This window comes from Amycolatopsis sp. NPDC005232, assembly GCF_040607795.1.
GTDB lineage: Bacteria > Actinomycetota > Actinomycetes > Mycobacteriales > Pseudonocardiaceae > Amycolatopsis.
This window is the reverse complement of sequence record NZ_JBEXHL010000057.1, coordinates 1-25238: the sequence shown is the minus strand read 5'-3', so window position 1 is coordinate 25238 and position 25238 is coordinate 1. Positions and strand designations below refer to the sequence as shown.

Annotated in this window: 25 protein-coding genes; 8 read left to right on the top strand and 17 right to left on the bottom strand. The window is 70.6% G+C overall.

What is annotated here, in order from left to right; genetic code table 11:
- Window position 1: 1 nt before the first annotated feature.
- From ABZU76_RS48950 to ABZU76_RS48900, 11 genes are all read right to left on the bottom strand, one after another.
- A complete protein-coding gene (locus tag ABZU76_RS48950) occupies window positions 2-2467 on the bottom strand; it encodes an NADH-quinone oxidoreductase subunit G (RefSeq protein WP_354884553.1) in 2466 nt (821 codons plus the stop codon).
- Window positions 2464-3753, bottom strand: coding sequence for an NADH-quinone oxidoreductase subunit NuoF (nuoF, locus tag ABZU76_RS48945; RefSeq protein ID WP_220245981.1), 1290 nt, complete (start codon window positions 3751-3753; stop codon window positions 2464-2466). The genes ABZU76_RS48950 and nuoF overlap by 4 nt, the downstream gene beginning before the upstream one ends.
- On the bottom strand, window positions 3753-4616 hold the full coding sequence (gene nuoE, locus ABZU76_RS48940; protein ID WP_354884550.1) for an NADH-quinone oxidoreductase subunit NuoE: 864 nt from the start codon (window positions 4614-4616) through the stop codon (window positions 3753-3755). The genes nuoF and nuoE overlap by 1 nt, the downstream gene beginning before the upstream one ends.
- The gene (locus tag ABZU76_RS48935) at window positions 4613-5968 is read right to left on the bottom strand and encodes an NADH-quinone oxidoreductase subunit D (protein WP_354884581.1); all 1356 of its coding nucleotides are present in this window, start codon (window positions 5966-5968) and stop codon (window positions 4613-4615) included. The genes nuoE and ABZU76_RS48935 overlap by 4 nt, the downstream gene beginning before the upstream one ends.
- Window positions 5969-6050: 82 nt before the next feature.
- Complete coding sequence (locus ABZU76_RS48930; RefSeq protein ID WP_354884547.1) at window positions 6051-6836, bottom strand: NADH-quinone oxidoreductase subunit C; 786 nt, start codon at window positions 6834-6836, stop codon at window positions 6051-6053.
- A gap of 5 nt (window positions 6837-6841) precedes the next feature.
- Entirely contained in the window at window positions 6842-7390 is a 549-nt protein-coding gene (locus ABZU76_RS48925; protein ID WP_204091789.1) for an NADH-quinone oxidoreductase subunit B, read from the bottom strand.
- A gap of 4 nt (window positions 7391-7394) precedes the next feature.
- Complete coding sequence (locus ABZU76_RS48920; protein ID WP_354884578.1) at window positions 7395-7811, bottom strand: NADH-quinone oxidoreductase subunit A; 417 nt, start codon at window positions 7809-7811, stop codon at window positions 7395-7397.
- Between the two features lie 549 nt (window positions 7812-8360).
- The gene (locus ABZU76_RS48915) at window positions 8361-9653 is read right to left on the bottom strand and encodes a geranylgeranyl reductase family protein (RefSeq protein ID WP_354884544.1); all 1293 of its coding nucleotides are present in this window, start codon (window positions 9651-9653) and stop codon (window positions 8361-8363) included.
- 1 nt (window position 9654) lies between these two features.
- Complete coding sequence (locus ABZU76_RS48910; protein WP_354884541.1) at window positions 9655-10353, bottom strand: class I SAM-dependent methyltransferase; 699 nt, start codon at window positions 10351-10353, stop codon at window positions 9655-9657.
- A 448-nt stretch (window positions 10354-10801) separates the two neighbouring features.
- Window positions 10802-11905, bottom strand: coding sequence for a glycosyltransferase (locus ABZU76_RS48905; protein WP_354884538.1), 1104 nt, complete (start codon window positions 11903-11905; stop codon window positions 10802-10804).
- 3 nt (window positions 11906-11908) lie between these two features.
- Window positions 11909-12979, bottom strand: a complete 1071-nt coding sequence (locus tag ABZU76_RS48900) for a glycosyltransferase family 1 protein (RefSeq protein ID WP_304504325.1) — start codon at window positions 12977-12979, stop codon at window positions 11909-11911.
- A gap of 224 nt (window positions 12980-13203) precedes the next feature.
- Here ABZU76_RS48900 and ABZU76_RS48895 point away from each other — a divergent pair, with 224 nt between their 5' ends.
- A complete protein-coding gene (locus ABZU76_RS48895; RefSeq protein WP_354884536.1) occupies window positions 13204-14046 on the top strand; it encodes an inositol monophosphatase in 843 nt (280 codons plus the stop codon).
- A gap of 185 nt (window positions 14047-14231) precedes the next feature.
- On the opposite strand, the gene ABZU76_RS48890 is transcribed toward ABZU76_RS48895, so the two are convergent.
- A complete protein-coding gene (locus ABZU76_RS48890; protein WP_354884533.1) occupies window positions 14232-14705 on the bottom strand; it encodes a DUF3592 domain-containing protein in 474 nt (157 codons plus the stop codon).
- Window positions 14706-14824: 119 nt separating this feature from the next.
- Window positions 14825-16342, bottom strand: a complete 1518-nt coding sequence (locus ABZU76_RS48885) for a M1 family metallopeptidase (protein WP_354884530.1) — start codon at window positions 16340-16342, stop codon at window positions 14825-14827.
- Window positions 16343-16478: 136 nt separating this feature from the next.
- Here ABZU76_RS48885 and ABZU76_RS48880 point away from each other — a divergent pair, with 136 nt between their 5' ends.
- Complete coding sequence (locus tag ABZU76_RS48880) at window positions 16479-17207, top strand: phosphotransferase (protein ID WP_354884527.1); 729 nt, start codon at window positions 16479-16481, stop codon at window positions 17205-17207.
- A gap of 3 nt (window positions 17208-17210) precedes the next feature.
- On the opposite strand, the gene menD is transcribed toward ABZU76_RS48880, so the two are convergent.
- Complete coding sequence (menD, locus tag ABZU76_RS48875; RefSeq protein WP_354884524.1) at window positions 17211-18887, bottom strand: 2-succinyl-5-enolpyruvyl-6-hydroxy-3-cyclohexene-1-carboxylic-acid synthase; 1677 nt, start codon at window positions 18885-18887, stop codon at window positions 17211-17213.
- Between the two features lie 96 nt (window positions 18888-18983).
- Between menD and ABZU76_RS48870 the strand changes: the two genes are divergently transcribed.
- The 4 genes from ABZU76_RS48870 to ABZU76_RS48855 are packed head-to-tail and all read left to right on the top strand — an operon-like array spanning window position 18984 to window position 22162.
- Entirely contained in the window at window positions 18984-19907 is a 924-nt protein-coding gene (locus ABZU76_RS48870; RefSeq protein ID WP_220245968.1) for a 1,4-dihydroxy-2-naphthoyl-CoA synthase, read from the top strand.
- Window positions 19908-19923: 16 nt separating this feature from the next.
- On the top strand, window positions 19924-21075 hold the full coding sequence (gene menE / locus ABZU76_RS48865) for an o-succinylbenzoate--CoA ligase (protein WP_354884521.1): 1152 nt from the start codon (window positions 19924-19926) through the stop codon (window positions 21073-21075).
- A gap of 51 nt (window positions 21076-21126) precedes the next feature.
- Window positions 21127-21258: a hypothetical protein gene (locus ABZU76_RS48860; RefSeq protein ID WP_354884518.1), complete on the top strand. Its 132-nt coding sequence runs from the start codon at window positions 21127-21129 to the stop codon at window positions 21256-21258.
- A gap of 34 nt (window positions 21259-21292) precedes the next feature.
- Complete coding sequence (locus tag ABZU76_RS48855; RefSeq protein WP_354884515.1) at window positions 21293-22162, top strand: 1,4-dihydroxy-2-naphthoate polyprenyltransferase; 870 nt, start codon at window positions 21293-21295, stop codon at window positions 22160-22162.
- 53 nt (window positions 22163-22215) lie between these two features.
- On the opposite strand, the gene ABZU76_RS48850 is transcribed toward ABZU76_RS48855, so the two are convergent.
- From ABZU76_RS48850 to ABZU76_RS48840, 3 genes are read right to left on the bottom strand one after another with little or no spacing between them, the layout of a single operon-like run.
- A complete protein-coding gene (locus tag ABZU76_RS48850) occupies window positions 22216-23292 on the bottom strand; it encodes a PLP-dependent cysteine synthase family protein (RefSeq protein WP_354884512.1) in 1077 nt (358 codons plus the stop codon).
- On the bottom strand, window positions 23289-23600 hold the full coding sequence (locus ABZU76_RS48845; protein WP_354884509.1) for a DUF4229 domain-containing protein: 312 nt from the start codon (window positions 23598-23600) through the stop codon (window positions 23289-23291). The genes ABZU76_RS48850 and ABZU76_RS48845 overlap by 4 nt, the downstream gene beginning before the upstream one ends.
- A gap of 11 nt (window positions 23601-23611) precedes the next feature.
- Window positions 23612-24085 carry an Lrp/AsnC family transcriptional regulator gene (locus ABZU76_RS48840; protein WP_220245963.1) on the bottom strand — a complete coding sequence of 158 codons (474 nt, stop codon included), beginning with the start codon at window positions 24083-24085 and terminating at the stop codon, window positions 23612-23614.
- A 375-nt stretch (window positions 24086-24460) separates the two neighbouring features.
- On the opposite strand from ABZU76_RS48840, the gene ABZU76_RS48835 reads away from it, so the two are divergent.
- The gene (locus ABZU76_RS48835; RefSeq protein WP_072474890.1) at window positions 24461-24673 is read left to right on the top strand and encodes a BldC family transcriptional regulator; all 213 of its coding nucleotides are present in this window, start codon (window positions 24461-24463) and stop codon (window positions 24671-24673) included.
- A gap of 255 nt (window positions 24674-24928) precedes the next feature.
- The gene (locus ABZU76_RS48830) at window positions 24929-25114 is read left to right on the top strand and encodes a hypothetical protein (RefSeq protein WP_220245962.1); all 186 of its coding nucleotides are present in this window, start codon (window positions 24929-24931) and stop codon (window positions 25112-25114) included.
- The last annotated feature ends 124 nt before the right edge of the window (window positions 25115-25238 follow it).

Sequence of the window (25238 nt, the reverse complement as noted above, 5' to 3'; positions counted from 1 at the left end):
CTCACTGTTCACCTCCGGAGATCTGCACCAGCGCGCCGTGGCCCGCGGCCAGTGCGGCGCGGACGGCGGAGCCGTCGGAGTTGCCCGGGAGCCACACGACCCCGTCGGGCAGGTCGGCGACCTCGACAGGCAGCGTGATCGAGCCGCGCTCGGTGGACACCCGGACCACGGCGCCGAGGCCTTCGGCGGTCTTCGCCGAGAGCCGGGCCACGGGCTTGCGCTGCGTGCCCTTGAGGTGCGGTTCGTCGTCCTGCAGCGAGCCGTTGTCGATCAGCTGCCGCCAGGTGGCGAGCACGGCCTGGCCGGCGCCCGGCACCGGCGCGGCCTGCGCCCCGGTGGCGATGTGGCCCCAGTTCGTCGTGCCCTGGCCGAGCTTGGCGAAGTCGCCCGCCGCGGCGGCCGGCGTCTGCGTGAACAGGTCCACGTCCATCTCGACGGCGAGGGTGTCGAGCACCCGACCGTCAGAGAGAGCCCCGGTGCCTTCGACCGTGATGTCGAACTCGCGGTGGCGGCCTTCCCAGTTGAGGTAGCTGCCCGCCTTCTCGACCGACGGCGCGATCGGCAGGACCACGTCCGCCCGCTCGGTGACCTCGCTCGCCCGCAGCTCCAGGCTGACGACGAAGCCCGCGTTGTCGAGCGCGCGCCGGGCCAGGTCCGGGTCGGGCAGGTCGTTGGGGTCGAGCCCGCCGACGACCAGGCCGTCGAGGCTGCCGCCGGAAGCGGCTTCCAGGATGCCCGTGGTGTCGCGGCCCGCCGTGGCGGGAAGCTCGGCGCCCCAGTGCTTTGCGACCTCGGCGCGAGCCGCGGCGTCGGTGACCGAGCGACCGCCCGGCAGCAGCGTCGGCACGCAGCCGGCGGCCAGCGCACCGCGTTCACCGGCTCGGCGCGGGATCCACGCGAGCCGCGCGCCCGTGCGCAGGACCAGCGCCTGCAGCGAGGAGAACAGGCCAGGGACCTCGGCGGCGCGCTCGCCGACGAGGATCACCGCGTTGCCGCCGGCCAGGGCGGAGTCGAGGTCCGGCGCGTGCTGCGCGATGCCGTCGACCGCGGCCGCTTCGCCACCCGGCACGCAGGCGAGCAGCTCACCGAAGGTCTTGCGCACCGACGAGGTGGTCCACTGTCCCAAGTGGACGACGCGGGTGCGGTTCTTGCGGGCCGCCTTGCGCAGCCGCAGGAACACGATCGGCGCCTCGTCCTCCGGCTCGAAGGCCACGCACAGGACCGTGCGGGCCTGCTCGATCTCGCCGAAGGTCACGCCGGTCTCCGGCGTGGTGGCCAAGACCGACGAGGTGAGGAACGCCAGCTCCTCGGCCGAGTGCGCGCGAGCGCGAAAGTCGATGTCGTTGGTGCGCAAGGCGAGCCGCGCAAACTTCGAGTACGCGTAGGCGTCCTCGACGGTCAGCCGGCCACCGGTGAGCACGCCGACGCCCTTGCCGTCACGGGCCTTGGTGAGGCCCTCGGCCGCGGCACGCAGCGCGTCGGTCCAGGAGGCCTCCTCCAGCACGCCGGCCTCGTTGCGGACCAGCGGGCGGCGGATGCGGTCGTCGGCCTGGACGTAGCGGAACCCGAAGCGGCCCTTGTCGCACAGCCACTCTTCGTTGACCTCGGGGTCGTCGCCCGCGAGCTTGCGCTGCACCTTGCCGCGGCGGAAGTCGGTGCGCTCCGCGCAGCCCGAGGAGCAGTGCTCGCACACGCTCGGCGAGGACACCAGGTCGAACGGGCGCGACCGGAACCGGTACGCGGCGCTCGTGAGCGCGCCGACCGGGCAGATCTGGATGACGTTGCCCGAGAAGTAGCTCTGGAACGGCTGGCCACTCGTCGTACGGGAGGCCAGGTCCAGCACGTCGGCCGTCTCGGCGGTGCCGATCTGCTGGTGGGCGCCGCGTTCGAGGAGCTCGATGAACGGGTCGCCCGCCACCTGCGCGGAGAACCGCGTGCAGCGCTGGCAGAGCACGCAGCGCTCGCGGTCCAGCAGCACCTGCGTGGAGATCGGCAGCGGTTTCGGGAACGTGCGCTTGGTGTCCACGAACCGCGACTCCGTGCGGCCGTGCGCCAGCGCCTGGTTCTGCAGCGGGCACTCACCGCCCTTGTCGCAGATCGGGCAGTCGAGCGGGTGGTTGATGAGCAGCAGCTCCATCACGCCCTGCTGCGCCTTGTCGGCGACGCCGGAGGTGAGCTGCGTCTTCACGACCATGCCGTCGGCGACCGTCATCGTGCAGGAGGCCTGCGGCTTCGGCATCGGCCGGCCGCCCATCTCCACCTCGACGAGGCACTGGCGGCAGGCGCCGGCCGGGTCGAGCAGCGGGTGGTCGCAGAAGCGCGGGATGACCGTGCCGAGCCGCTCGGCGGTGCGGATCAGCAGCTCGCCCTTGGGCGCGATGACCTCTTCACCGTCGATGGTCAGCTTCACGTGGCCTTCGGGGACCGGGGTCTCCGTGGTCGCGGGCTTGTCGGGCGCGATCGTCATGCCTGAGCTCCCACCAATTCGGGCTGGGCGGCCTTGTTCTTTTCGCACAGCGCGAGGAACTCCTCGCGGAAGTACTTGATCCCGCTCTGGATCGGCGACACCGCGCCGTCACCCAGGGCGCAGAACGAGCGGCCGAGGATGTTGTCGCAGACGTCCAGCAGCGTGTCGATGTCCTCGGCGGTGCCGTGGCCCTCGACCATGCGCTCCAGGATCTGCGCGAGCCAGTACGTGCCTTCGCGGCACGGGGTGCACTTGCCGCAGGACTCGTGCTCGTAGAACTCGGTCCACTTCATCACGGCCCACGGCACGGACACGGTCTCGTTGAAGACCTGCACCGCGGTGGTGCCGAGCATCGAGCCGGCCTCGGCCGCGCCCTCGAAGTCGAGCGGCACGTCGAGGTGCTCCGCGGTGAACATCGGCGTGGAAGAACCACCCGGCGTCCAGAACTTCAGCGGGATGCCATCCTTCATGCCGCCCGCGAGCTCCAGCAGCTCGCGCAGCGTGGTGCCGAGCGGGCACTCGTACTGGCCGGGCTTCTCGACGTGGCCGGAGATCGAGTAGATCTTCGGGCCGGGCGACTTCTCGCGGCCCATCTCGCGGAACCAGTCGGATCCCGCGTTGATGATGAACGGCGCGCTCGCGATGGTCTCGACGTTGTTCACCGTGGTCGGCGCGGCGTAGAGGCCGGCGGCCGCAGGGAACGGCGGCTTGAGGCGGGGCTGGCCGCGGCGGCCCTCGAGCGAGTCGAGCAGCGCCGTCTCCTCGCCGCAGATGTACGCGCCGGCGCCGGCGTGCACAGTCAGCTCGAGGTCGTAACCGGTGCCGAAGATGTTCTTGCCGAGGTAGCCCTTGGCGTACGCCTCGCGCGCGGCCGCGTTGAGCCGGCGGATGCAGTGCAGGGCCTCACCGCGCACGTAGATGAAGCAGTGGTTCGACCGCATCGCGTACGAGGCGATGATGCAGCCCTCGATGAGCGAGTGCGGGTCGGCCATCATCAGCGGGATGTCCTTGCACGTGCCCGGCTCGCCCTCGTCGGCGTTGATCACCAGGTAGTGCGGCTTGTCGAAGTTCGGCGGCATGAACGACCACTTCACGCCGGCCGGGAACCCCGCGCCGCCGCGCCCGCGCAGACCGGAGTCCTTGACGACCTGCACCAGCTGCTCGGGCGTGCCGGCGAGCGCCTTGCGCGCGGCCGTGTAGCCCTCGAGCTGCTCGTAGGTTTCGATGCGCCAGGAGTTCGGCGACAGCCAGCGCTTCGTGAGGACCGGAGTAATGGGATCGGGCATTACTTCTTCTCCAACTCAGGCAGCGGAACGTCCTGCGTCGCCGGCGCGGTCCAGCCGCGGTCGGCCGCGATCTGCGCGCCCCGCAGGGTTTCGACGGCCTGCGACGGCCCGTCGACGTCCCCGCGGTAAGTCTGTTCGTCCTCCGGGAAGAACCCGGCCAGCTGCAGCTCCGCGCCCTTGAAGTTCGTCAGCGGCGCGCCGCGCGTGGGGGCCGGCTTCTTGCCCGCCTGCAGCGCGTCGACCAGCGCCACCGCCTTCTCCGGCGTCTGGTTGTCGAAGTACTCGTAGTTGACCTGGATGACCGGGGCGAGGTCGCAGGCCGCGAGGCACTCGGCGTGCTCCAGCGTGATCGAGCCGGGCTCGTTCGGAGTGCCCGCCGTCTCCTCCTGGCCCAGCGGTGCGGCGTCGGAACCGAGGTGTGTCTGGAGCTTCTTGTAGATCGCCTCGCCGCCCATCGCCGCGCACAGCGTGTTGGTGCAGACGCTCACCAGGTGTTCACCGCAGGGGCGGCGCTTGTACATGGTGTAGAACGTCGCGACCGCGCTGACCTCCGCGTCGGAGAGGTCGAGGTGCTTGGCGCAGAAGGAAATTCCCTCCTGGCTGACGTACCCCTGCACCGACTGCACGAGGTGCAGCATCGGCAGCAGCGCCGAGCGCGCCACCGGGTAGCGGGCGATGATCTCCTTCGCCCGCGTGTGGGTGTCCTCTTCGAACACGTCCACGGCCGGGTTGTCGGCCAGGATGCCTTCGGCCGCGGCCGGGTCGGGTGCGATGCCGACCACGTCGGTGTCGGCGCCCGCCGCGGCGTGCGTCGTCTTCGCGTCGTGCGGCCCCGGCTCCGGAACTGCCGTCGAGTACGTCATCGGTCCACTCCCCCCATCACCGGGTCGATCGACGCGACCGCTGCGATCACGTCGGCCACCAGCCCGCCCTCGGCCATCGCGGGCATCGACTGCAGGTTCACGAAACTCGGTTCGCGCACGTGCACGCGCAGCGGCCGGGTGCCGCCGTCGGACACCAGGTGCGCCGCGAGCTCACCGCGCGGCGACTCGACCGGCGAGTACACCTGGCCCGGCGGCACGTGGAAGCCCTCGGTGACGAGCTTGAAGTGGTGGATCAGCGACTCCATCGACTGGCCCATGATCTTCTTGACGTGCTCGAGCGAGTTGCCCATGCCGTCGCTGCCGATCGAGAGCTGCGCGGGCCACGCGACCTTCTTGTCCTCGACCATGACCGGGCCCGGTTCGAGCATCTTCTGGACCTGCTTGATGATCCGCAGGCTCTGGTGCATCTCCTCGACGCGGATGAGGTACCGCGCCCAGCAGTCGGCGTCGGTCGAGGTCGGGACGTCGAACTCGATCTCGTCGTAGCGCGAGTAGGGCTCGGTCTTGCGCAGGTCCCACGGCAGGCCCGCCGAACGCAGGATGGGGCCGGTGACGCCGAGCGCGAGGCACGCGTCGACCGGCAGGACACCCACGCCCTTGAGCCGGTTGCGCCAGATCGGCTGGCCGGTGAAGAGCTTGTCGTACAAGGGAAGACGGCTGTCCATCACCTTGCAGAACGCGGAGACCTTCTCCTGGAAGTCGGCCGGCATGTCCTGCGCGAGGCCGCCGGGGCGGATGAACGCGTGGTTCATGCGCAGCCCGGTCAGGTGCTCCAGCAGGTGCAGGACCTCTTCGCGCTCGCGGAAGCCGAGCGTCATCGCGGTGGTGGCGCCGAGCTCCATGCCGCCGGTGGCGATGTAGACCAGGTGCGAACCGATGCGGTTGATCTCCAGCAGCATCACGCGCAGCAGCTCCGCGCGCGGCGGCGCCTTGATGCCCAGCAGCTTCTCCACGCCGAGGCAGTAGGCCATCTCCGTGGACAGCGGCGCGAGGTAGTCCATGCGCGTCACGAACGTGACGCCCTGGGTCCAGGTGCGGTATTCGCAGTTCTTCTCGATGCCGGTGTGCAGGTAGCCGATGACCGACCGCAGCTGCGTGACGGTCTCGCCCTCCATCTCCAGCACGAGCCGGAGCACGCCGTGCGTCGACGGGTGCTGCGGGCCCATGTTGATGACCATGCGCTCGTCGTGCTGCGCGTCGGAGACGACGTCGTCCCAGTCGCCGCCGGAGACCGTGTAGACGCGGCCTTCGGTGGTGTCGCGGGAATCGGCGTAACCGAAGGCTTCTTCGTCGCCGTCGATGATCTCGGGAGCTGTGTTGATCTCGGACATGTTCTCGGTGCTCACGAGTACGACCTCCGCTGGTGTTGACAGGGTCGGGATTTCCGCGCCCGACGACACAGACCGCTGGTGGTCACGAGTACGACCTCCGCTGGTCCGGCGGCGGGATCTCCGCGCCCTTGTATTCGACCGGGATCCCGCCGAGCGGGTAGTCCTTGCGCTGGGGGTGGCCGTCCCAGTCGTCCGGCATGAGGATGCGGGTGAGCGCCGGGTGTCCGTCGTAGACGATGCCGAACATGTCCCAGGTCTCGCGCTCCTGCCAGTCCGCCGTCGGGTACAGCCCGACGAGCGAGGGCACGTGCGCGTCGTCCACGTCGAGGGTGACCTCGACGCGGATGCGGCGCCGGTAGGTCATCGACGTGAAGTGGTACACGGAGTGCAGGCGCTGCGGCACGTCCACGCCGTAGTCCACGCCGGACACCGAGCTCAGCAGCTCGAAGCGCAGGCCGGTGTCGTCGCGCAGCACTCGCGCGATTTCCAGGAGGTGCTCGCGGTCGACGTAGAAGGTGATTTCGTCGCGGTGGACCGTGGTCTGCAGGACCGCCGCGGCCGGAACCTTGTTGTCCGCCAAGGCCGCGTAGAACTCGTCGGCGAACTCGTCGAACCAGCCGCCGTACGGGCGCTCGGCCGGGGGCGGGCTGTAGGCGGGCAGGCGCACGCCGCCGTAACCGGAGGTGTCACCGCTGCCGGTGACGCCGAACATGCCCTTGCGGGCGCGGCCGGCGACGACGGGCTCCACCGGAGCCGCGGGCGTCGCGCCCTGCGGCTCGAGGCCCGCTTCGGGCCGCTCGGCGCTGGACTGCACGCCGCCGGTCTCGGGCGTCTGCGGGGATTCGGGGGTCTCGGGGTTGTCGGGCACCGGGCTCACTTCTTCGCGTACTTGATCGACGACGGGATCAGCTCGGTGCGCGCGCCGCTCGCCGCGCGGATGGCGGCGCGGCGGGCGTTGATCGGCTCGTCCTGGATCTTGGCGTGCAGCTTGAGGATCGCGTCGAGCAGCATCTCGGGGCGCGGCGGGCAGCCGGGGAGGTACATGTCGACCGGCACCACGTGGTCGACGCCCTGCACCACGGCGTAGTTGTTGAACATGCCGCCCGACGAGGCGCAGACGCCCATCGCGAGCACCCAGCGCGGCTCGGCCATCTGGTCGTAGATCTGGCGCAGGACGGGCGCCATCTTCTGCGTCACGCGGCCGGCCACGATCATCAGGTCGGCCTGGCGCGGGGTGGCGGAGAAGCGCTCCATGCCGAAGCGCGCGATGTCGTAGCGGGAGCCGCCGACGGTCATCATCTCGATCGCGCAGCACGCGAGCCCGAAGGTGGCGGGCCACAGCGAGTTCTTGCGCGCCCAGTTGACCAGGCCCTCGAGGCTGGCCAGCAGGATGCCGTTGGGGAGTTTCTCTTCGAGGCCCATGGCTTCAGTTCCAATCCAGGCCGCCGCGCCGCCACACGTAGGCGTACGCGAACCCGACCGTAACGATGAACAGCACGATCTCCACCAGGCCGAACACACCGAGCGCGTTCGCGTTCACGGCGAACGGGTAGAGGAACACCATCTCGATGTCGAACAGGATGAAGAGCATCGCCGTGATGTAGTACGCCACCGGCATCCGGCCGCCGCCGACGAGCGGCTGCGGCGAAGGCTCGATCCCGCATTCGTAGGCCGCGAGCTTCGCCTTGTTGTAGCGGCTGGGGCCGACGAGCGGGCCCAGCAGCACCGACAGGGTGGCGAAACCGAGCGCCAGCACGAACAACAGGACGAGCGGCAGGTACACCTTCAGGCCAGGCGCGGCCGCAGCTCCACTGGGGTCGGCCTGCGCCAGCACGGGCAACATCAGCACGGGGTCTTCGCCATCCTTTCCGCGCCGCTGCGGGTTGCTTTTCGGGTGGTGGTCCGCTTCCTCGTCGGCACCCTAAGGGAGCTGGGTCACACCGCCGAGGGTCAGGGCACCCTTACGGCCCGTGGTGGGACCGCAGGTTGCTTGTGAAATAGTTCACAAGCCACTCGTCGTGGATGTGAAGCGATTCACAAGCATGGGGGGAGTGTAGGACGCGACTCACACGGCCGTCTCTAGGGGCCGTGGTATGAGGCTTACCTAACTTGACCGCCCGGCCAGGACGGTGCAGCGCAGGTCGCACTCGCGGGACCAGCGAATAAGGGGTTGATTACCGGGTTAGCCGGGGACAATCCGGACGTGATCTTGTGACGTATCCCACCTGACCGGCCGGGCAACCATTGCTCCAGCCGGGTATTCCGGTGCCGGCTCACCTTCCGCCCGGACCGCCCCAATGCGGCGTTGGTTGCGTTGAGCGCACCGAACGCCGCATTGGGTGCGTTGAGCGCACCGAACGCCACATTGGGGTGCTTCCGGCGGGCGTCCCGGTCAGCGGGGGCTGGGCGTGGCGCGGGCGAGGGCCGCGATGAGGCGGTCGACGCCGTCGCCGCCCTTGGCGTCGTAGCAGCCGGAAAGTCCCTTGTACACCAACGGAAGGATCTTGTTGATCCGCAAGCCGTACTTGGTGCACACGTGCATGACCTTCGGGTTGCCGATGAGCTTCGCGAAGACGTTGCCGAGGCGGTAGTAGCCGCCCATCAGCTCGCCGACGGCGCGCGGGTAACCCTGCAGCGCGCGCTCGCGCGAAGGGCCTTCGCGGCGGGCGAGCGCCTGCACGACGACCTCAGACGCGAGCTGCGCCGACTCCATCGCGGCGGAGATGCCTTCGCCGTTGAACGGGCTCACCATGCCGCCGGCGTCGCCGAGCAGCAGCAGGCCGTCGCGGTAGTGCGGGGTGCGGTTGAAGCCCATGGGGAGGCCGGCGCCGCCGACCTTGCCGATGGCGTTCTCCTCGCGGTAGCCCCATTCCTCGGGCGTGCCGTCGAGCCACTGGCGCAGGAGCGCGCGGTAGTCGGTGTTGCGGAAGGAGGCGGACGTCGAGAGCATGCCGAGCCCGACGTTCACCGTGCCGTCGCCGAGCGGGAAAGCCCAGCCGTAGCCCGGCAGGAGCTTCGGGTTGCGCGGGTCCGAGCGGTCCCACAGCTCGAGGTGGCCCTCGATGAACGGGTCGTCGTGGCGCGGGCTCTTGTAGTACCGGCGCACGGCGACGCCCATGGGACGCTTCTCGTTCTTCTCGATGCCGACGCTCAGCGCGAGCCGCGCGGACACGCCGTCGCACGCCAGCACGAGCGGCGCGCGGTAGCTCACCGGCGTCTTCTCGGGGCCGACCTTCGCCTCAACGCCGACCACCCGGCCGGACGAGCTGGTGATGGCGTTGGTGACGGTGGTGCGCTCGTACAGGCGCGCGCCGGCCTTGACCGCGGTCTTGGCCAGCAGGTCGTCGAAGTCCTGGCGCGTGCGGGCGACGCCGTAGGGCGGGTAGCTGGTGAGGTCGGGCCAGTCGAGCTCGAGCGTGAGGTCGCCGGTGAGGATGCGCAGCCCGCGGTTGCGGACCCAGCCGTTCTCTTCGCTCGTGTCGATGCCGAGGTCGATCAGCTGTTTGACGCCGCGGGGCGTGAGGCCGTCGCCGCAGACCTTCTCGCGCGGGAACTCGGTCTTCTCCAGCAGCAGCACGTCGACTCCCGCGCGCGCGAGGTACGTGGCCGCGGTGGCACCGGCCGGTCCGGCGCCGACCACGATCACTTCGGCGTCGTGGTCCGGGCTGCGGCGGGAGATCGTCATGTCACGAGTCTACGGAGGGCTTCTTCGCGCGGTGAATGGCGACGACGCCGAATGTGAGGTTCAGCCACTCCACTTCCGTCCAGCCGGCGCTCGCGATGATCTCGCCGAGCGCCCGCTGGTCGGGCCACGCGAGCATCGATTCGGCCAGGTAGGAGTAGGCCTCGGGGTTCGTCGACGAGCGGCTGCCGACCCACGTGAGCAGCTTCAGGACGAAGCGCCGGTAGAAGAACCGGATGGGCGCGAACGTGGGCGTCGACACCTCACAGATGACCAGCCGGCCCCCTGGCTTGACCACACGGAGTATTTCGGTGAGCGCGGCCTTGGTGTCGACGAAGTTCCTCAACGCGAGGGAGATCGTGACGGCGTCGAAGGTGTGGGTTTTGAACGGCAGGTGCAACGCATCCGCCGCGACCATCGGCACCTTCCGGTGCAGCCCCGCGCGCAACATGCCGACCGAGAAGTCGGCCGCCACGCACCACGCCCCGCCACGCGCGTACTCGACCGTCGACACGCCCGTCCCAGCCGCTAGGTCGAGCACCTTCTCACTCGGCTTGGCGTCCAGCACCCGCGCCGTGGTGGTCCTCCACCGCCGGTCGAACCCGAACGTCATGAACGAGTTCGCCCGGTCATAACCGGACGCCACGCCGTCGAACATCGCGGCGACTTCGTGCGGATCCTTGTCCAGACTGGCGCGGGGCATGCCTCGAATCTAGACACTCACGGACAGCTCACCCTCTGAGGGTGGCTGAGGCGCTGGTCAGGTGGGCTGGGGCGTCTGGGGTGGGGTCGGGCGTCCGGGGTGGGCTTGGGGCGATCTGGGGTCACGGCGGCGGCGTCCGGTCGCGGCGGTTGACTCTGCGCGAGCGGTCCCCTCGCACGTCCGCGACGGCACGAACGGTCCCTTCGCGGGCTGCGAGCGGCGCGAACGGTCCACTCGCCCCACCAGCGCGGCACGACACGAACGGCCCCCTCGCAGCCTGCCAGCGGCACTAAAGGTCCACTCGCGCAGCCAGGGGTTGGCGCGACTGGACCGTTCGCGATCGGACCGCTCGCGCCCAGCGACCGGCGTGAACGGTCCCCTCGTGGTCGTCGCACGGTGCGGAGGGGCCGGTCGCGGCTCGGCCAAAGCCAGCCAAAGCCAACCAACGTCAGCCGAGGGCAGCGAGCATGCCCCGCACCGACTCGGGCCAGGCGAATTCCTCGGCGCGGGCGCGGGCGGCGGCGCGGCGGAGGTCTTCGGGGCTGTCCAAGAGCCCGGTGACCGCGGTGGCGAAGGCGGGGGCGTGGTCGTCGACGGCGGCGCCGCAGCCGGGGCGGACGATTTCGCGCAGGGCGGACGACGCGGAGACCACCACGGGGGTGCCGGAGGCGAGGGCTTCGAGGGCGGCCAGCCCGAACGTCTCGTGCGGGCCCGGGGCGAGCGAGACGTCGGCGGTGGCCAGTAAGCGAGCGACCTCGTCGCGGCCGGAGAGGAATCCCAGGAACGTCACGGGGAGGCCGCGGGCGCGGCGTTCCAGCGCGCGTCTTCGAGGCCCGTCGCCGGCGATCACCAGGCGCACGCGGGCGCCGGACTCCGTCAGCTCGGCGACCGTGTCGACGCTGCGCTCCACGTGTTTCTCGGGAGACAAGCGTCCACAGTGGACCAGCAGGGCATCCGCGCCACTGGCCAGCGAATGCCGCCACGAGTCCGAGCGCATCGAGGGCGCGAAGGTCGCCAAGTCGACACCCAGGGGGACCCGGCGGACGTTGGGCGCGGAGATCCGGTCGAACTCGGCGCGGGCGAAGGCGGTGGTGCACACGACCGTGTCGTAGCTGGCGGCCATCCGGCGGTTGGCGACGTCGGCGACACCGCGCGCAACCGGCCGTGGCAGAAGAAACTGCTCCAGCAGACGATCGAGACGCTCGTGGGAAATCACCGTGCTGGGAACACCGTTGCGGCGAGCCCACGTGCCCATCCCGCGCAGCGTCAGCCGGTCCGAGACCTCCAGGCGATCCGGCGCAAGCCGCCGCAGCACAGACCGCACGCGATGCGGGTCGACCGCCCGGTAACCGCCCGTGCCGGGGATCCGAGGTGCCGGCAGCGAGTACCGCCGCACGCCCGTGGGCAGCGTCTCCACGGCATACCGGGTGCCCGGCACGACGAGGGTCACGCGGTGCCCGCTGGCGACGTAGCCCGCGCCGAGGTGGTGCAGGGCAGTCCGCAGCCCTCCCGAGCGCGGCCCGTAGAAGTTCGCCAGCTGGACGATGTGCATCGCTCAGGCCGCGCGCGCGGCCCGGTCCTGCACGGCCTCGTAGTGACCCACCAGCTCCCGGCAGACCGCGGGCCACGTCCGGCCCAGCACGACCTTCCGAGCCTTCTCCCCCAGCCGCGCCCGCAGGGCGGCGTCGCGCAGGTCGTCGATGCGCTCGACGAGCGCGCGGCCGAACTCGTCGCGGTCGGCGGGCAGCAGGTACCCCGTGCGGCCGGGCAGGACGAGGTCCTTCGGGCCGCCCGCGTCCGGGGCGAGCACCGGCAGGCCGGAGGCCATGGCTTCCTGGACGGCCTGGCAGAACGTCTCGTGCGGTCCCGTGTGGACGAACACGTCGAGGCTCGCGTAGGCCACCGACAGCTCGTCGCCGTACCTCGCGCCGAGGAAGGCGGCGCCGGGGAGGCGTTCGCGCAGGGAGGGCAGCTCCGGGCCGTCGCCGACCACGACCACGCGGATGCCGGGCACGCCGGCCAGCGACACCAGCCGGTCGACTTCCTTCTCCGGCGCCAGCCGCCCGACGAAGCCCACGAGCAGCTCGCCGTTGGGCGCCAGCTCGGCCCGCAGCGCGGGGTCGGCGTGCGACGGCGAGAAGCGGTCGATGTCCACGCCGCGCGCCCAGCGGTGCACGCGGGGCACGCCGTGCAGCCGCAGCTGCTCGACGGAGTCGGAGGACGGAGCGAGCGTCCGGTCGGCCCGCGAGTGCACGCGGCGCACCCAGCGCCAGGCGGCGCGCGCGCCGATGCCGAAGCCGTACGACGTGGCGAAGCCCGCGATGTCGGTCTGGTACACGGCGATCGACGGCACCCGCAGGCGCCGCGCCGCGGCCAGGCCGCGCGCGCCCACCACGAAGGGCGAGGCCAGGTGCACCACGTCCGGGCGGAAGCCGCTGAGTGCCGTGAGCACGGTGCGCGTCGGCAGGCCGATCGGCAGGGAGTGCACGCCGGGCACGTCCAGCGCGGGGATGCGGACGACCGGTGCGCCGCGGTAGGACTCGGGCCCCGGTCCCGGCGCCACCACGAGCACGTCGTGGGCGCGGTCGACCAGGTGCTCGACGACCCGCAGCACAGAGTTCGTCACGCCGTTCACCTGGGGCAGGAAACTTTCGGTGACTATGGCGACTCGCACCCGGCCACTGTCGCACCGGTGTGTGCGACCCGGACCAATCCTTCGTGACAGCTCGGCCAACGGTGTTCGAACACTCCGAAGCGTTGGCTTCCGAACACAGTCCGTCAACAGATTCGCCACGACATGTCACCTCAAGGTCGTGTCCCGGAAACCAGGACGGCCCAGACTAAGCAGGCATGACCCTCTTGTCCTCCAGGCCGTCGCAGCCCGTGGAGCCGGGGCTGCTCTCGAGGGCTCTCGAGGTGGCCGGCCGGCTGGCCAACGACGCCACCGACGTGATCACCGCGACGGCGGGCCGCGGAGCCCACCCCTCGACCCTGGACTCCCCGTTCGACTGGGTCACCGACACCGACCGCATCCTCGAGCGCCACACCCGCCGGGTGCTGACGGCCGAGTTCCCCGGCATACCCGTGGTCGGCCACGAGTTCGGCGCCGACCACGGCGCCGACGTGGCCGAGTACCGCTGGGTCGTGGACTCCGTCGACGGCACCGCCAACTACGTCGCCGGCGTGCCCTGGTGCGCCTACAGCCTCGCACTGATCGACGCGTCCGGGCCGGTGGTGGGGGTGGTCGCCGACCCGTACCGCGCCCAGATCTACGCCGCCGCCCGCGGCCGCGGTGCCCGCGCCAACGGCAAACCCATCCGGCTCGTCGACCGCCGCGTGACGGCCGGCGCCATCGTCTGCACCGAGCTCGCGCGCAAGGGGCCGTGGCCGGGGATGGGCGGCTTCATAGAGCGCGCGGCGGCCGCCCACGCGGGCGTGCGGGTGCTGGGCTCGGCCGCGCTGTCGATCGCGCAGGTCGCGCTGGGCCACGCGGCCGCCGCGGTGCTGCACAGCTACCACGAATGGGACGTCGCGGGCTCCGTCGCCATGGCCATCGAGGCCGGCGCGGTGGTTCTGGACAAGCACGGCGAAGACACGACGCTGCCGACGGACGGCCTGCTCGTGGCCGCCCCGGGGGTCGCGGACGAGGTCCTGAGCTGGTGGCAGGAGACGGCGACGGTCGCCACGACCTGATCCGGCGTTCGGGCGGCCGGGTCTCGGTCGCCTGAACGCTGCGCTCGATCAGTCCGCGTAGCGATCACGTCGCGGCGAATCCGGCGCCGGGTGAACACGAAGCCAACCCCGCGCGCCTCGGCGGAGCCGCCACAACCACGTCGCAGCGAGAGGGTCAGCGCCGCAGACCAAGACGACCTCGCGGGTCAGGCGACCGGGACCTCCGGCACCTCGGCAGCCGCCCGAGCGGCCCGGTCGCGCTTGATGAGGCGGCGCAGCCACCACATCAGCGGGCCCGCGACCAGCCAGGTGAACAGAATCGTCGTGCCCAGAGGCAGGAGGGTGAGCGTCGCGGTGCGGCCGGCGACGCGGGCGGTGCGGTCGGGGTTCGTGACGTCGTACTCGATGGCCACGAGCTGGCCCGCCATGAGGCCGGACGGGTAGAGAACGCCGTTGGCCGGGCTGTGGACGATGCCGTCCGGGCTCTGGAACTGGATGATCGTGCGGTCGAAGTTCACCGACTCGACGGTGGCCGTGGCCGTGCCGAGGTGGGACTCGATGGCGTTGTCGTTGCGGATCGCCGCGAAGAGCAGGCTCACGCACATCACGGTGAGGAGCGAGGCGACACCGAGGACGGCGAACCACCCGATGCGCCTCGCCCGCTCACGCCTGACCGTCACGTCGCGAGGTTACCAATCCGGCCAAAAGTAGGCCGACCCCCACTCGGCACGTGACCGTTGCTACGAAGCCATTCGGCCGTGACTGTGGTCGGATTGGTAACGATCGGCACAGTAGTGCCTCACCGTTCTCCCGCGGCGGCGAGCATGCGGTGGTTGGCCCGGATCTGGTCGTAGGACTTCGGCTTGACCAGAGCGTGGCCCGCCCGCGCAACCCGAGCGGCAGCGCCGTTCGGACCGACGGCCGGCTTGCCCAACGCGTACAGCCACGTCTGGAACAACGCCTGCAGCGGCTTGCCCGACACCTGCTCGGCCAGCGCCTCGAACTCCGGGATCACGCCGTGGCCGCCGGCCTTCGTGGCCTGCCACTTCTGCAGGATGGCGAAGAACGCGTCGTCCCCGACGGTGGTGCGCAGGGCCTGCAGGGCCATCGCACCGCGGTCGTAGACGGCGCCGTCGAACTGGTTCTCCTCGCCCGGGTCGCCGGGCAGGACCTGCCAGAACGCGTCGTCGGCGGCGTAGGAGTCGTAGGCGTACTGGGCGAGCTCGGCCGTGGTGCCCTCGCCCTCGTGTTCGGACCAGAGGTATTCGGCGTAGGACGCGAAGCCCTCGTTGAGCCAGATGTCGCTCCACTTGCCGAGCGAGACGTTGTCGCCGAACCACTGGTGGGCGTTCTCGTGGGCGATGAGCGTGGTGTTGGAACCGTTGAGGAAGTTTTTCAGCCCATAGGTCGGGCGGGTCTGGTTCTCGAGCGAGAACGTGATGCCGCTGGTGACCACGCCACCCTCGGCCTCGAACGGGAACGGCCCGAACTGCGTGGCCAGGAACGCGTCGATCTCCGGCGTCCGCTCGACGCTCGCCTTGGCCGCGTAGAGGGAGTCGCCGAGGTCGGAGCCGTACGCGGTGATGAACGGCTTGCCGTCCGGCGTCGTCGACTGGTTCACCTCGTACTTGCCCACGACGAACGACGTCAGGTAGGTGGCCTGCGGCTTCGTGCTGCGCCAGTTCCACCGCGTCCAGCCGGCGCGCGACTGGGTCTTGCGCACGAGAGTCCCGTTCGTGATGGCCGCGTTGCCGTCCGGCGCCTCGATGCTCACGTCGTAGGTCGCCTTGTCCGTGGGGTGGTCATTCGAGGGGAACCACCACTGCGCGCTCTGCGGCTCGTCGACGCCCAGCGCGCCGAACGCGCCGTGCTTCCAGCCGTGCAGCCCGTCGACAGCCTCGGTGGACGGCGTGTCGTCGTAGGCGACGACGACGGTGGTGGTCTGGCCCTTGAGCAGCGGGTGCGCGGGGGTGATGACGAGCTCGCCGTTGCCGTTCTGGTTGGCGAAGGTCGCGGCCTCGTTGCCGACCAGCACGCTCTTGGCCTTGAGCGCGAAGTCGAGGTCGAACCGCGACAGGTCCTGCGTCGCGGTGAGCAGCAGCGTCGTCGTGCCCGCCAGCCGGTCGGTGTCCGGCTGGTAGGTCAGGCGGATGTCGTAGTGCAAGACGTCGGTGCCGCCGTTGCCGGCGTTGGGGTAGTACGGATCACCCACCCCCGGCGCCCCCGGCTGCGGCGCGGCCGACGCCACCCCCGCGACCAGCACCGACACCACTCCCGCCGCGACCAACCCGAGCCCGGCCCGACCTCTTCCACGCATGGCGTTTCCTCCCAGACGGTGATCAACGCGCTCGAACGTAGCCAGGGTTCGAGTTGCGAGGTACGTCCGTTGGGAGGTTCTTACCCGCTGGGACTCCGGGAGGTAATCACTTGACGAAGGGGCGATTCTCGATCGTGTGACGGAAGAACCACTGGTCGGGAACGTGACGAGCGGCGTCGTCCGCGTCGGTGCCACGGTGCGGCGCCCGGCCGGGCCGTGGACCGAAGCCGTGGACGCGGTGCTGGCGCACCTGCGTTCGGTCGGGTTCCGCGCGGCGCCGAGGCCACTCGGGCGCGATGAGCGCGGCCGGCAGGTGCTGGAGTTCGTGCCGGGCGAGGTGGGCGGCCCGTTCTCCCCCGGCGACCTGCGCGACCTCGGCCGGACGCTGGCCGAGCTGCACCACGCGCTGGCCGGATTCGTCCCGCCGCCGGGCGCGGCCTGGCAGCGGCTCATCCCGCCCGATCGCGAAGAACTCCTGTGCCACAACGATGTGGCACCGTGGAACATCGTGCGCGCCGAGCGTGGATGGGTGCTGATCGACTGGGACTGCGCGGCGCCGGCGTCGACGGTGTGGGACCTCGCCTACACCGCGCAGACCGCGGCGGACCTGCGCGCCGACCGGCTGGTCGCGGAATCCACCGCCCGCCTGCGCGCGTTCACCGACGGCTACGGCCTCGACGAGCGCCAACGAGCCGAGCTTCCGGCCGCGCTCGGCCGCCGCGCCCGCGCGATGCACAGCTTCCTGCGGGCGAACGCCGCAGCGCAGCCGTGGTCGCGCATCTGGCGTGAGGACGGCCCCTACTGGCTCGCGACCGCGGACTACCTCGACGCCCACCAGGACGCGTGGCGGACCGCGCTGGATTGAACCTCAGCCGTTGCCGACGGCCGAAGCCACGGCCTTGCGCAAGCGGGCGTGCAGGTCGCGGTGGCGCGAGCGGTCCACGCGCACCTCGACGACCCGCAGGCCCGACGCGGGCTTCAACGCGGCGCGGAACTCCGACACCGAAGTGGCCACCACGTGCGGCACCCGGTAGCCCGCGCACAACGCGCCCAGGTCGGCGCCGTGGGGAGTGCCGAACACTCGCTCGAAGCTGTCCGCGTGCTCGGGTGCGCCCTGTTCCAGCAGCGAGAAGATCCCGCCGCCGTCGTCGTTGAGGACGACGATGGTGAGGTCCGGACGTTGCTCGGCGGGACCGGTCAGCAGGCCGGAAGCGTCGTGCAAGAAAGTCAGATCGCCCAGCAAAGCGTACGAAGGCGCGCGGTGCACGGTGGCCGCACCGATGGCCGTGGAGACCGTGCCGTCGATGCCGGCGACGCCGCGGTTGCGGTGGACGAGCACGTCGGGACGCAGGGTCCCGGCCAGCGCGACATCGCGGGTCGGGTTCGACGAACCCACCACCAGAAGAGCACCCTGCGGCAGGGCGTCCACCAGCTCCGAAGCGACGCTCAACCCGCTGGGCCACGGCTCCTCGGCCAGAGCGAGAGAAACGGCCGCGGCAGCAGCCGCGTCGGCGCGTTGCCAGCCGGCGAGCCACTCCGGGTCCGCGGGCTTCGTGGGCTCGGCGAACCACTGGCCGACCTGGCGGACGTTGTGCGCCGGCGCGGGCCAGTCGGAGTCGGGGCGGACCAGCAGAACTTCCACCGCGGGGTCCGAGAGCACGTTCTGGACCTGCCGGAACACCGTCGGCCGGCCGAGGCACAGGACCTGCTCCGGCTTGTGCCGTGAGATGAACTCCTCGACGCCCAGCAGCCACGCGCCCGACGAGATGGCCGTGGAGCCGGACAGGCCCAAACCACCGGTCTCCGAAACCACCGGCCAGCCGTGCTGCTCGGCCCACTCGCTGGCCGCCTGCACACCGGTGTCGCACGCGATCACGAGGCCGTGGCGGGCCGAGGGGACCACAAAGGACGGCAGGGCGCCGAAGTCGGGGAGCTCGGTCCAGCGTTCGCCGTCGGCACGGCCTTCGGTGGACTCGTACCACTCACCGTCATCGTCGAGGTCCGGCACCAGCGGCTCGCGGAACGGGATGTTCAGGTGCACCGGGCCGCTGCGCCACTCGCCGTAGGCGGCGTTCCACGCGCGGCAGATCTGGCTGCGCCAGTAGGAGTTCTGGCCGGCGCGCCGCTCGGCGACGGCCAGCTCGTCGAAGTAGCGCACGGCGTCGCCGTAGAGCTGGTACTGGTCGATCACCTGGCTGGCACCGGCGGAACGCAGCTCGGGCGGCCGGTCGGCCGTGAGCACGATCAGCGGCACGCCCGCGCGGTCGGCCTCGAGCACGGCCGGGTGGAAGTTCGCGGCCGCCGTGCCGGAGGTGCAGACCACTGCCGACGGCCGGCCCGTGCGCGCGGCGATGCCGAGCGCGAGGAACGCGGCGCCGCGCTCGTCGATGCGCACGTGGAGCTTGAGGCGGCCGGCCGCGGCCGCGTCGTAGAGCGCGATCGACAGCGGCGCGTTACGCGAGCCCGGACAGAGGACGACGTGGGACACGGTGTTGCGGACCAGTTCGTCGACGATGACCCTGGCCTGCGCGGTGGAGGGGTTCACCGGCAGGCTCCGGGTAGGTCGCCCACAGACGCGCTACCTCCCGCGGAGGCGGCATCAGGCACAGCAGAGATGTCCACAGGTCCTATTCTCCCAAACGTGGATGACGCCCGAGTTTCCGAGCTGTTCGACCCCGCCGCGTGGACCGAGGTCGAAGGTTTCGCCTTCACCGACATCACCTACCACCGCTCTGCCGAGAGCCGCTCCGGCAAACGGGTGGTCCGCGTCGCGTTCGACCGTCCGGAGGTCCGCAACGCCTTCCGCCCGCACACGGTCGACGAGCTCTACCGCGCCCTCGATCACGCCCGGATGAGCTCCGACGTCGGCTGCGTCCTGCTCACCGGCAACGGGCCGTCGCCCAAGGACGGCGGCTGGGCGTTCTGTTCCGGCGGTGACCAGCGTATTCGCGGACGCTCCGGGTATCAGTACGCGAGTGGGGAGACCTCCGACACGGTCGACCCCGCGCGCGCCGGCCGGCTGCACATCCTCGAGGTCCAGCGCTTGATCCGGTTCATGCCGAAACCGGTGGTCGCGGTCGTTCCGGGCTGGGCCGCGGGCGGTGGGCACTCGCTGCACGTCGTGTGCGATCTCACGCTCGCCTCCGCCGAGCACGCGCGTTTCAAGCAGACCGACGCCGACGTCGGCTCGTTCGACGCGGGCTACGGCTCCGCCTACCTCGCGCGCCAGGTCGGGCAGAAGTTCGCGCGCGAGATCTTCTTCCTCGGCCGCGACTACACCGCCGAGCAGATGCACCACATGGGCGCGGTGAACGAGGTCGTCCCCCACGCCGATCTGGAGAAGGTGGCGCTGGAGTGGGGCTGGGCCATCGTCGGCAAATCCCCGACGGCTCAGCGCATGCTGAAGTACGCGTTCAACGCGATCGACGACGGCCTCGTCGGCCAGCAGCTCTTCGCAGGCGAGACCACGCGGCTGGCGTACATGCAGGACGAAGCCGTGGAAGGCCGCGACGCGTTCCTGCAGAAGCGGGACCCGGATTGGTCCGACGTCCCGTACTACTACTGATCCACCGGGAGACCTTGTGCGTGTGGTGTGGCTCGACGGGAGCGCCGAAGCGGTGTCCGCCCTGGACACGGCCGTGGCGGCGGCGCTGGACGGCGGCGATACCGTGCTGCCGCTGTCCTCGGCCGACCCGGCGGCGCCCGGCGTGCTCGAGGCGATGGCGCCGGACACGCCGACCGAACCGGACACGGCCGTGATCATCGCCACGTCCGGGTCGACGGGCGCGCCGAAGGGCGTGCTGCTCTCGCCGGGCGCGCTGACGTCGTCGGCCACTGCCACGCACGCGCGGCTCGGCGGGGCGGGTCACTGGCTGCTCGCCACGCCGGCGCACTACATCGGCGGCCTGCAGGTACTGGTCCGCGCGCGGCTGGCGGGCACGAAAGCCACGTTCCTGACCGGGGCGGGCTTCCGGCCGGACGAGTTCGCCGCCGCCGCCGCGCCGGTGCTGGCCGAGGACGGGCCGCGGTACACGGCGCTGGTGCCGACACAGCTCGTCCGGCTGCTCGACGACGGCGGAGCCGGGCTGTCCGCGGCCCGCGCGTTCGACGGGATCGTGCTGGGCGCTGCGGCGACGTCGGCGAAGCTGCGTACGCGGGCTGTCGAGGCCGGGGTGCGGATCGTTCCCGCGTACGGCATGAGCGAGACCGCGAGTGGCTGCGTCTACGACGGGGTGCCGCTCGACGGGGTGCGCGTCGAGCCGGACGCCGACGAGCGGCTGCGGATCTCCGGGCCGGTGCTGGCCCACGGTTACCGGCTCGCGCCTTCGCTCACCGAGGAGTCGTTCCAGGACGGCTGGTTCCGCACGTCCGACCGCGGGCGGCTGCTCGACGACGGCCGCGTCGAGGTCCTCGGCCGCGCGGACGACGTGATCAACACCGGCGGCGTGAAGGTGTCGGCGGGGTCGGTGGAGCGGGTGCTCGGTGCGATCAAGGGCGTGCGCGACGTCTGCGTGGTCGGGATCCCGGACCCCCAGTGGGGTGAAGCGGTGGTCGCGTTGGTGGTCGCGGAGGGAACGGTCGCGGGCGAAACGCTCCGCGCCGTCGTCCGCGAGGAACTGGGCGCCGCGGCGACGCCGAAGCAGGTCGAGTTCACGGCCGAATTGCCGTTGCGGGGCCCCGGGAAGATCGACCGGGCAGCCGTCAAAGCCCTGTTCGACCTCCGGACGGCGTGAAATCCCGCCGGATCGTTGACAGGGTGCCAGTGATCACGGTTGCCTCGGGGTATGACGAGGTGGACGAAGGCTGCCGTGGCGGTCGTGGCTCTTGCGGTGGGGTTGGTCATCGGCGCGGGCGCCGCGTCGGCCGACGAGCCGAACAGCAGCGGGACCCTCACGTGGCAGGTCACGGGTTCCTGATCGGGTGAAGATCGCATGGCGTTGAATAACGACCATGGCGACAGTGAGTGAGTGGATCGAAGGCGCCCGCCCGCGGACGCTGCCCAACGCGATCGCGCCGGTGGTCGCGGGCATCGGGGCGGCGATCGCGCTGGACGCGTTCTCGTGGTGGCGTTCGGTGCTCGCGCTGCTGGTCGCGCTCGCTCTGATCATCGGCGTGAACTACGCCAACGACTACTCCGACGGCGTGCGCGGCACCGACGAGAACCGCGTCGGCCCGCTGCGCCTCGTCGGCTCCGGCACGGCCGCCCCGAAGGCCGTCCTCGCGGCGGCGCTGGCGTGTCTGGGCCTGGCCGGCGTGCTGGGCCTGCTGCTCGTGGCCCTCACCGGCTTCTGGTGGCTGCTGATCATGGGCGGCGTCTGCATCCTCGGCGCGTGGTTCTACACGGGCGGCAAGAAGCCGTACGGCTACTACGGCTTCGGCGAGATCGCCGTCTTCGTCTTCTTCGGCCTCGCCGGCGTGCTGGGGACCGTCTACGTGCAGGCCGGGCGCGTCAGCTGGGCCGGCCTGGGCTGCGCTGTCGCGGTCGGCTGCTTCTCCACGGCGGTGCTGACGGCCAACAACCTCCGCGACATCCCCACCGACATCGAGTCGGGCAAACGCACCCTCGCCACCCGCCTCGGCGACGGCGGCACGCGCCGCTTGTACCTCGCACTGGTGACGGTGCCGTACGTGCTCACCGTCGTCCTCGGCATCTGGCACCCGCTGCTGCTCATCGCCTTGGTCACGGCCCCCATGCTGCTCAAGTCCGTCCGCGCGGTCGGCGGCGGCAAGGTGGGCCGCGAACTCATCCCGGCCCTACGCGACACGGGCCTGGCCATGCTCGCCTGGGCGGTCCTCAGCGCGGTGGCCCTGGCGTTCTAGCCACACCCCACGCAACACGGCCCTGCGAGGACCGAAGAACCAGAGGACCGGACCTACCCCTCAAATCGACCGGTCAACAGAAACTCATCGAACTTCGCCCGATACGGCGCGATATCGAGATCCTGCTCCGCCAACCACTCATCCGAGTAGTACGTGTTCGCATACCGATCCCCACCGTCACACAACAACGTGACGACAGACCCGGCCTGCCCCTCGGCGATCATCCGCGAGATCAGCAAAAACGCGCCGTACAGGTTCGTTCCCGTAGACCCACCGGCCCAGTGCCCCGTGTGGTCCCGCAACAACCGGATGGCGGCAAGCGACCCGGCATCCGGCACCGAGAACATCTCGTCGATCACCCCGGGCACGAACGACGGCTCCACCCGCGGCCGGCCGATCCCCTCGATCCGCGACGGCATCCCCGTCGAGTAGTCCAGCGCCCCGGTTTCCCAGGCACTGAAGAAGGACGAGTTCTCCGGATCCACCACGGCGATCTTGGTCGTATGGCGCTTGTACCGCACGTACCGCCCGAACGTCGCGCTCGTGCCGCCCGTCCCGGCGCCGACGACGATCCACGACGGCACCGGATGCCGCTCGGCGCGCATCTGTGCGAACACCGATTCCGCGATGTTGTTGTTGCCGCGCCAGTCGGTCGCCCGCTCGGCGTAGGTGAACTGGTCGAGGTAGTGCCCGCCGCACTCGGCCGCGAGGCGTTCGGCCTCCGAGTACATGTCCGGGGCGCGGTCGACGTAGTGGCACTCGCCGCCGTAGAACTCGATGAGGGCGATCTTCTCCTTGCTCGTGCGCCGCGGCACCACGGTCACGAACTTGAGCCCCAGCATGCGCGCGAAGTACGCCTCGGACACCGCCGTCGAGCCGCTGGAGGCCTCGATGAGCGTGGTGTCCGGGCCGATCTGGCCGTTGACGAGGCCGTAGAGCAGCAGCGACCGGGCCAGCCGGTGCTTGAGCGAGCCCGTGGGGTGCACGGACTCGTCCTTCAGGTACAGGTCGACGCCCCATTCCTGGGGCAGCGGGAACACGTGCAGGTGGGTGTCGGCACTGCGGTTCGCGTCGGCCTCGATGATGCGGACGGCCTCACGCACCCAGGCCCGGTTGTGGAGCCGGCTCACGCGGCCTCGTCGCCCGGGTTCGACGGGAGGTCACCGCGCAGCTGGGCGCGCAGGGCCGCCCGCGCGCGAGCCCGCGACTCGTTGCGCTTGGCCAGCCCGGCCGTCACGCGCGCGTTGAGCTTGCGGAAGAGCAGCAGACCCAGCGGCAGGCCCACGACGAGCCCGATAAGGAGGGCCACCAGCAGCGGCACCCCGACCAGCGACAGCACCCAGGCGACCACGGCCACCAGCGCGAAGCGCGCGACGAGGTACAGCGTCAGGTCACGAGGCAGGTTTTCCGGCGATTCGGGTTCCGGCGATTCGCTCACATCAAAGGAGGCTACGCCTTGTTCTCGGCCTCTTCGTCCAGGCCCGCGTTGTTCGGACGGCCCTCGAAGCGGGTCGAGAGCACCACCGTCGTGTTCGTGCGCCCGACGCCCGGAATGCGCCGCAGCCGCCCGAGCGTGTGCTCCAACTCGTCGACGGTCGACACGCGCACTTTCACCACGAACGCCTCGTCGCCGGCCACGGCGTAGCAGCTCTCCACCTCGGCGAGCTCGCCGAGCGCGGTGGCCACGTCCTCGTCGGTGGCGGTGTCCGTCGGGTGGATGCCCACCAGCGCCGTGACGCCCAGGCCGACGGTGCCCGGGTCCACCATCGCGTGGTAGCCGGTGATCACCCCCGCGGCCTCGAGCTTGCCCACTCGCTCGTGCACCGACGAGGCCGACAAACCGACGGAACGGCCGAGGTCGGCGTAGGTGGCCCGGCCGTTGACCCGCAACGCCGCGATGATCTTCCGGTCCAGCTGATCCACCGGCTCATTATGCTTCGCGGCCCGCGCCGGCTGCAGGGAAGGTAAGACGCCCGGATCAACGGACAGAGTGTCTACTGCGTCACAACGTCGCCGATGGCCGCTATCGCCCGCGATGCCCCTTTGGCGCGTCTTTACCTGAGGCCGCCGCTCCGCAGAAGAAAACCTCCTGGTCAGAGCCATTTGAACAAGGACTTCACACACGGGAGGACGCCAGAGGTTATGTCCCTTTTGCACTTTAAGGGCTCTTTACTCAAGGACAACCGTTCGAGTACCCGACGGGTGAAGTGCCACGATTGCCGCGTTGGCTACCCCGGCGCGACGGGCGAAAGGCCCGATGCCTCCGGTATAGCAAGTAGGTCGTTAAGGAGGCGGAAAATGACCGCGACGATGGGCGGAAGGTTGCTCACCCCGGGAGAGGTGGCCGCCTTGTTCCGGGTGGACCCGAAGACGGTCACCCGGTGGGCCACGGCCGGCCGGATCGGCTCGATCCGGACCCCGGGCGGGCACCGCAGGTTCCGCGAGTCCGAGGTGAACGAGCTCCTCGCCGAGCTCACCACCGACGCGAGCGAACCGGCCCGCAAGGCCTGAACCACCGCGACGAGAGGGTCGTGAGTGGTAAGAGGTGACTTCCCGCACCTCTTACCGGTCACGACCCTTCGTCGTACCCGGGGTTCGGGCCGCCTCGCCGATTTCGGGCTACTGTGCGGTTGGTTACCAATCCGACCACAGTCACGGCGGGAACGGTTGCGAGACGTGGTCACGCCCGGTTGAGCACCCGCCTTCTTCTGGCCGGATTGGTAACGTGGGGAACCGGCAAGGCCTTGCACGACGGAAGGACCGGGCATGATTGCTCTGCTCGCAGCGGTGGGCGCGATCACCATCGCCGTTCTGTTGTGGCGGGCCTTCGGCGCGCAACGCATCGGCGTGCCCGATCGGCGGCCCACCCTCGCGCCCGACGACGACCCCGACTTCCTGCGCAAGCTCGGCGAGCAGCAGCGCAAGCGGCCCACCGACGACCCGGACGCCTGACCCGTCACCCCGCGCACTGACACCCCAATGTGGCGTTGGTTGCGTTGAGCGCACCCAATGTGGCGTTCGGTGCGTTGAGCGCACCCAACAGCACAGACAGGTGGTGTCGCGGCGCGGGGTGTTG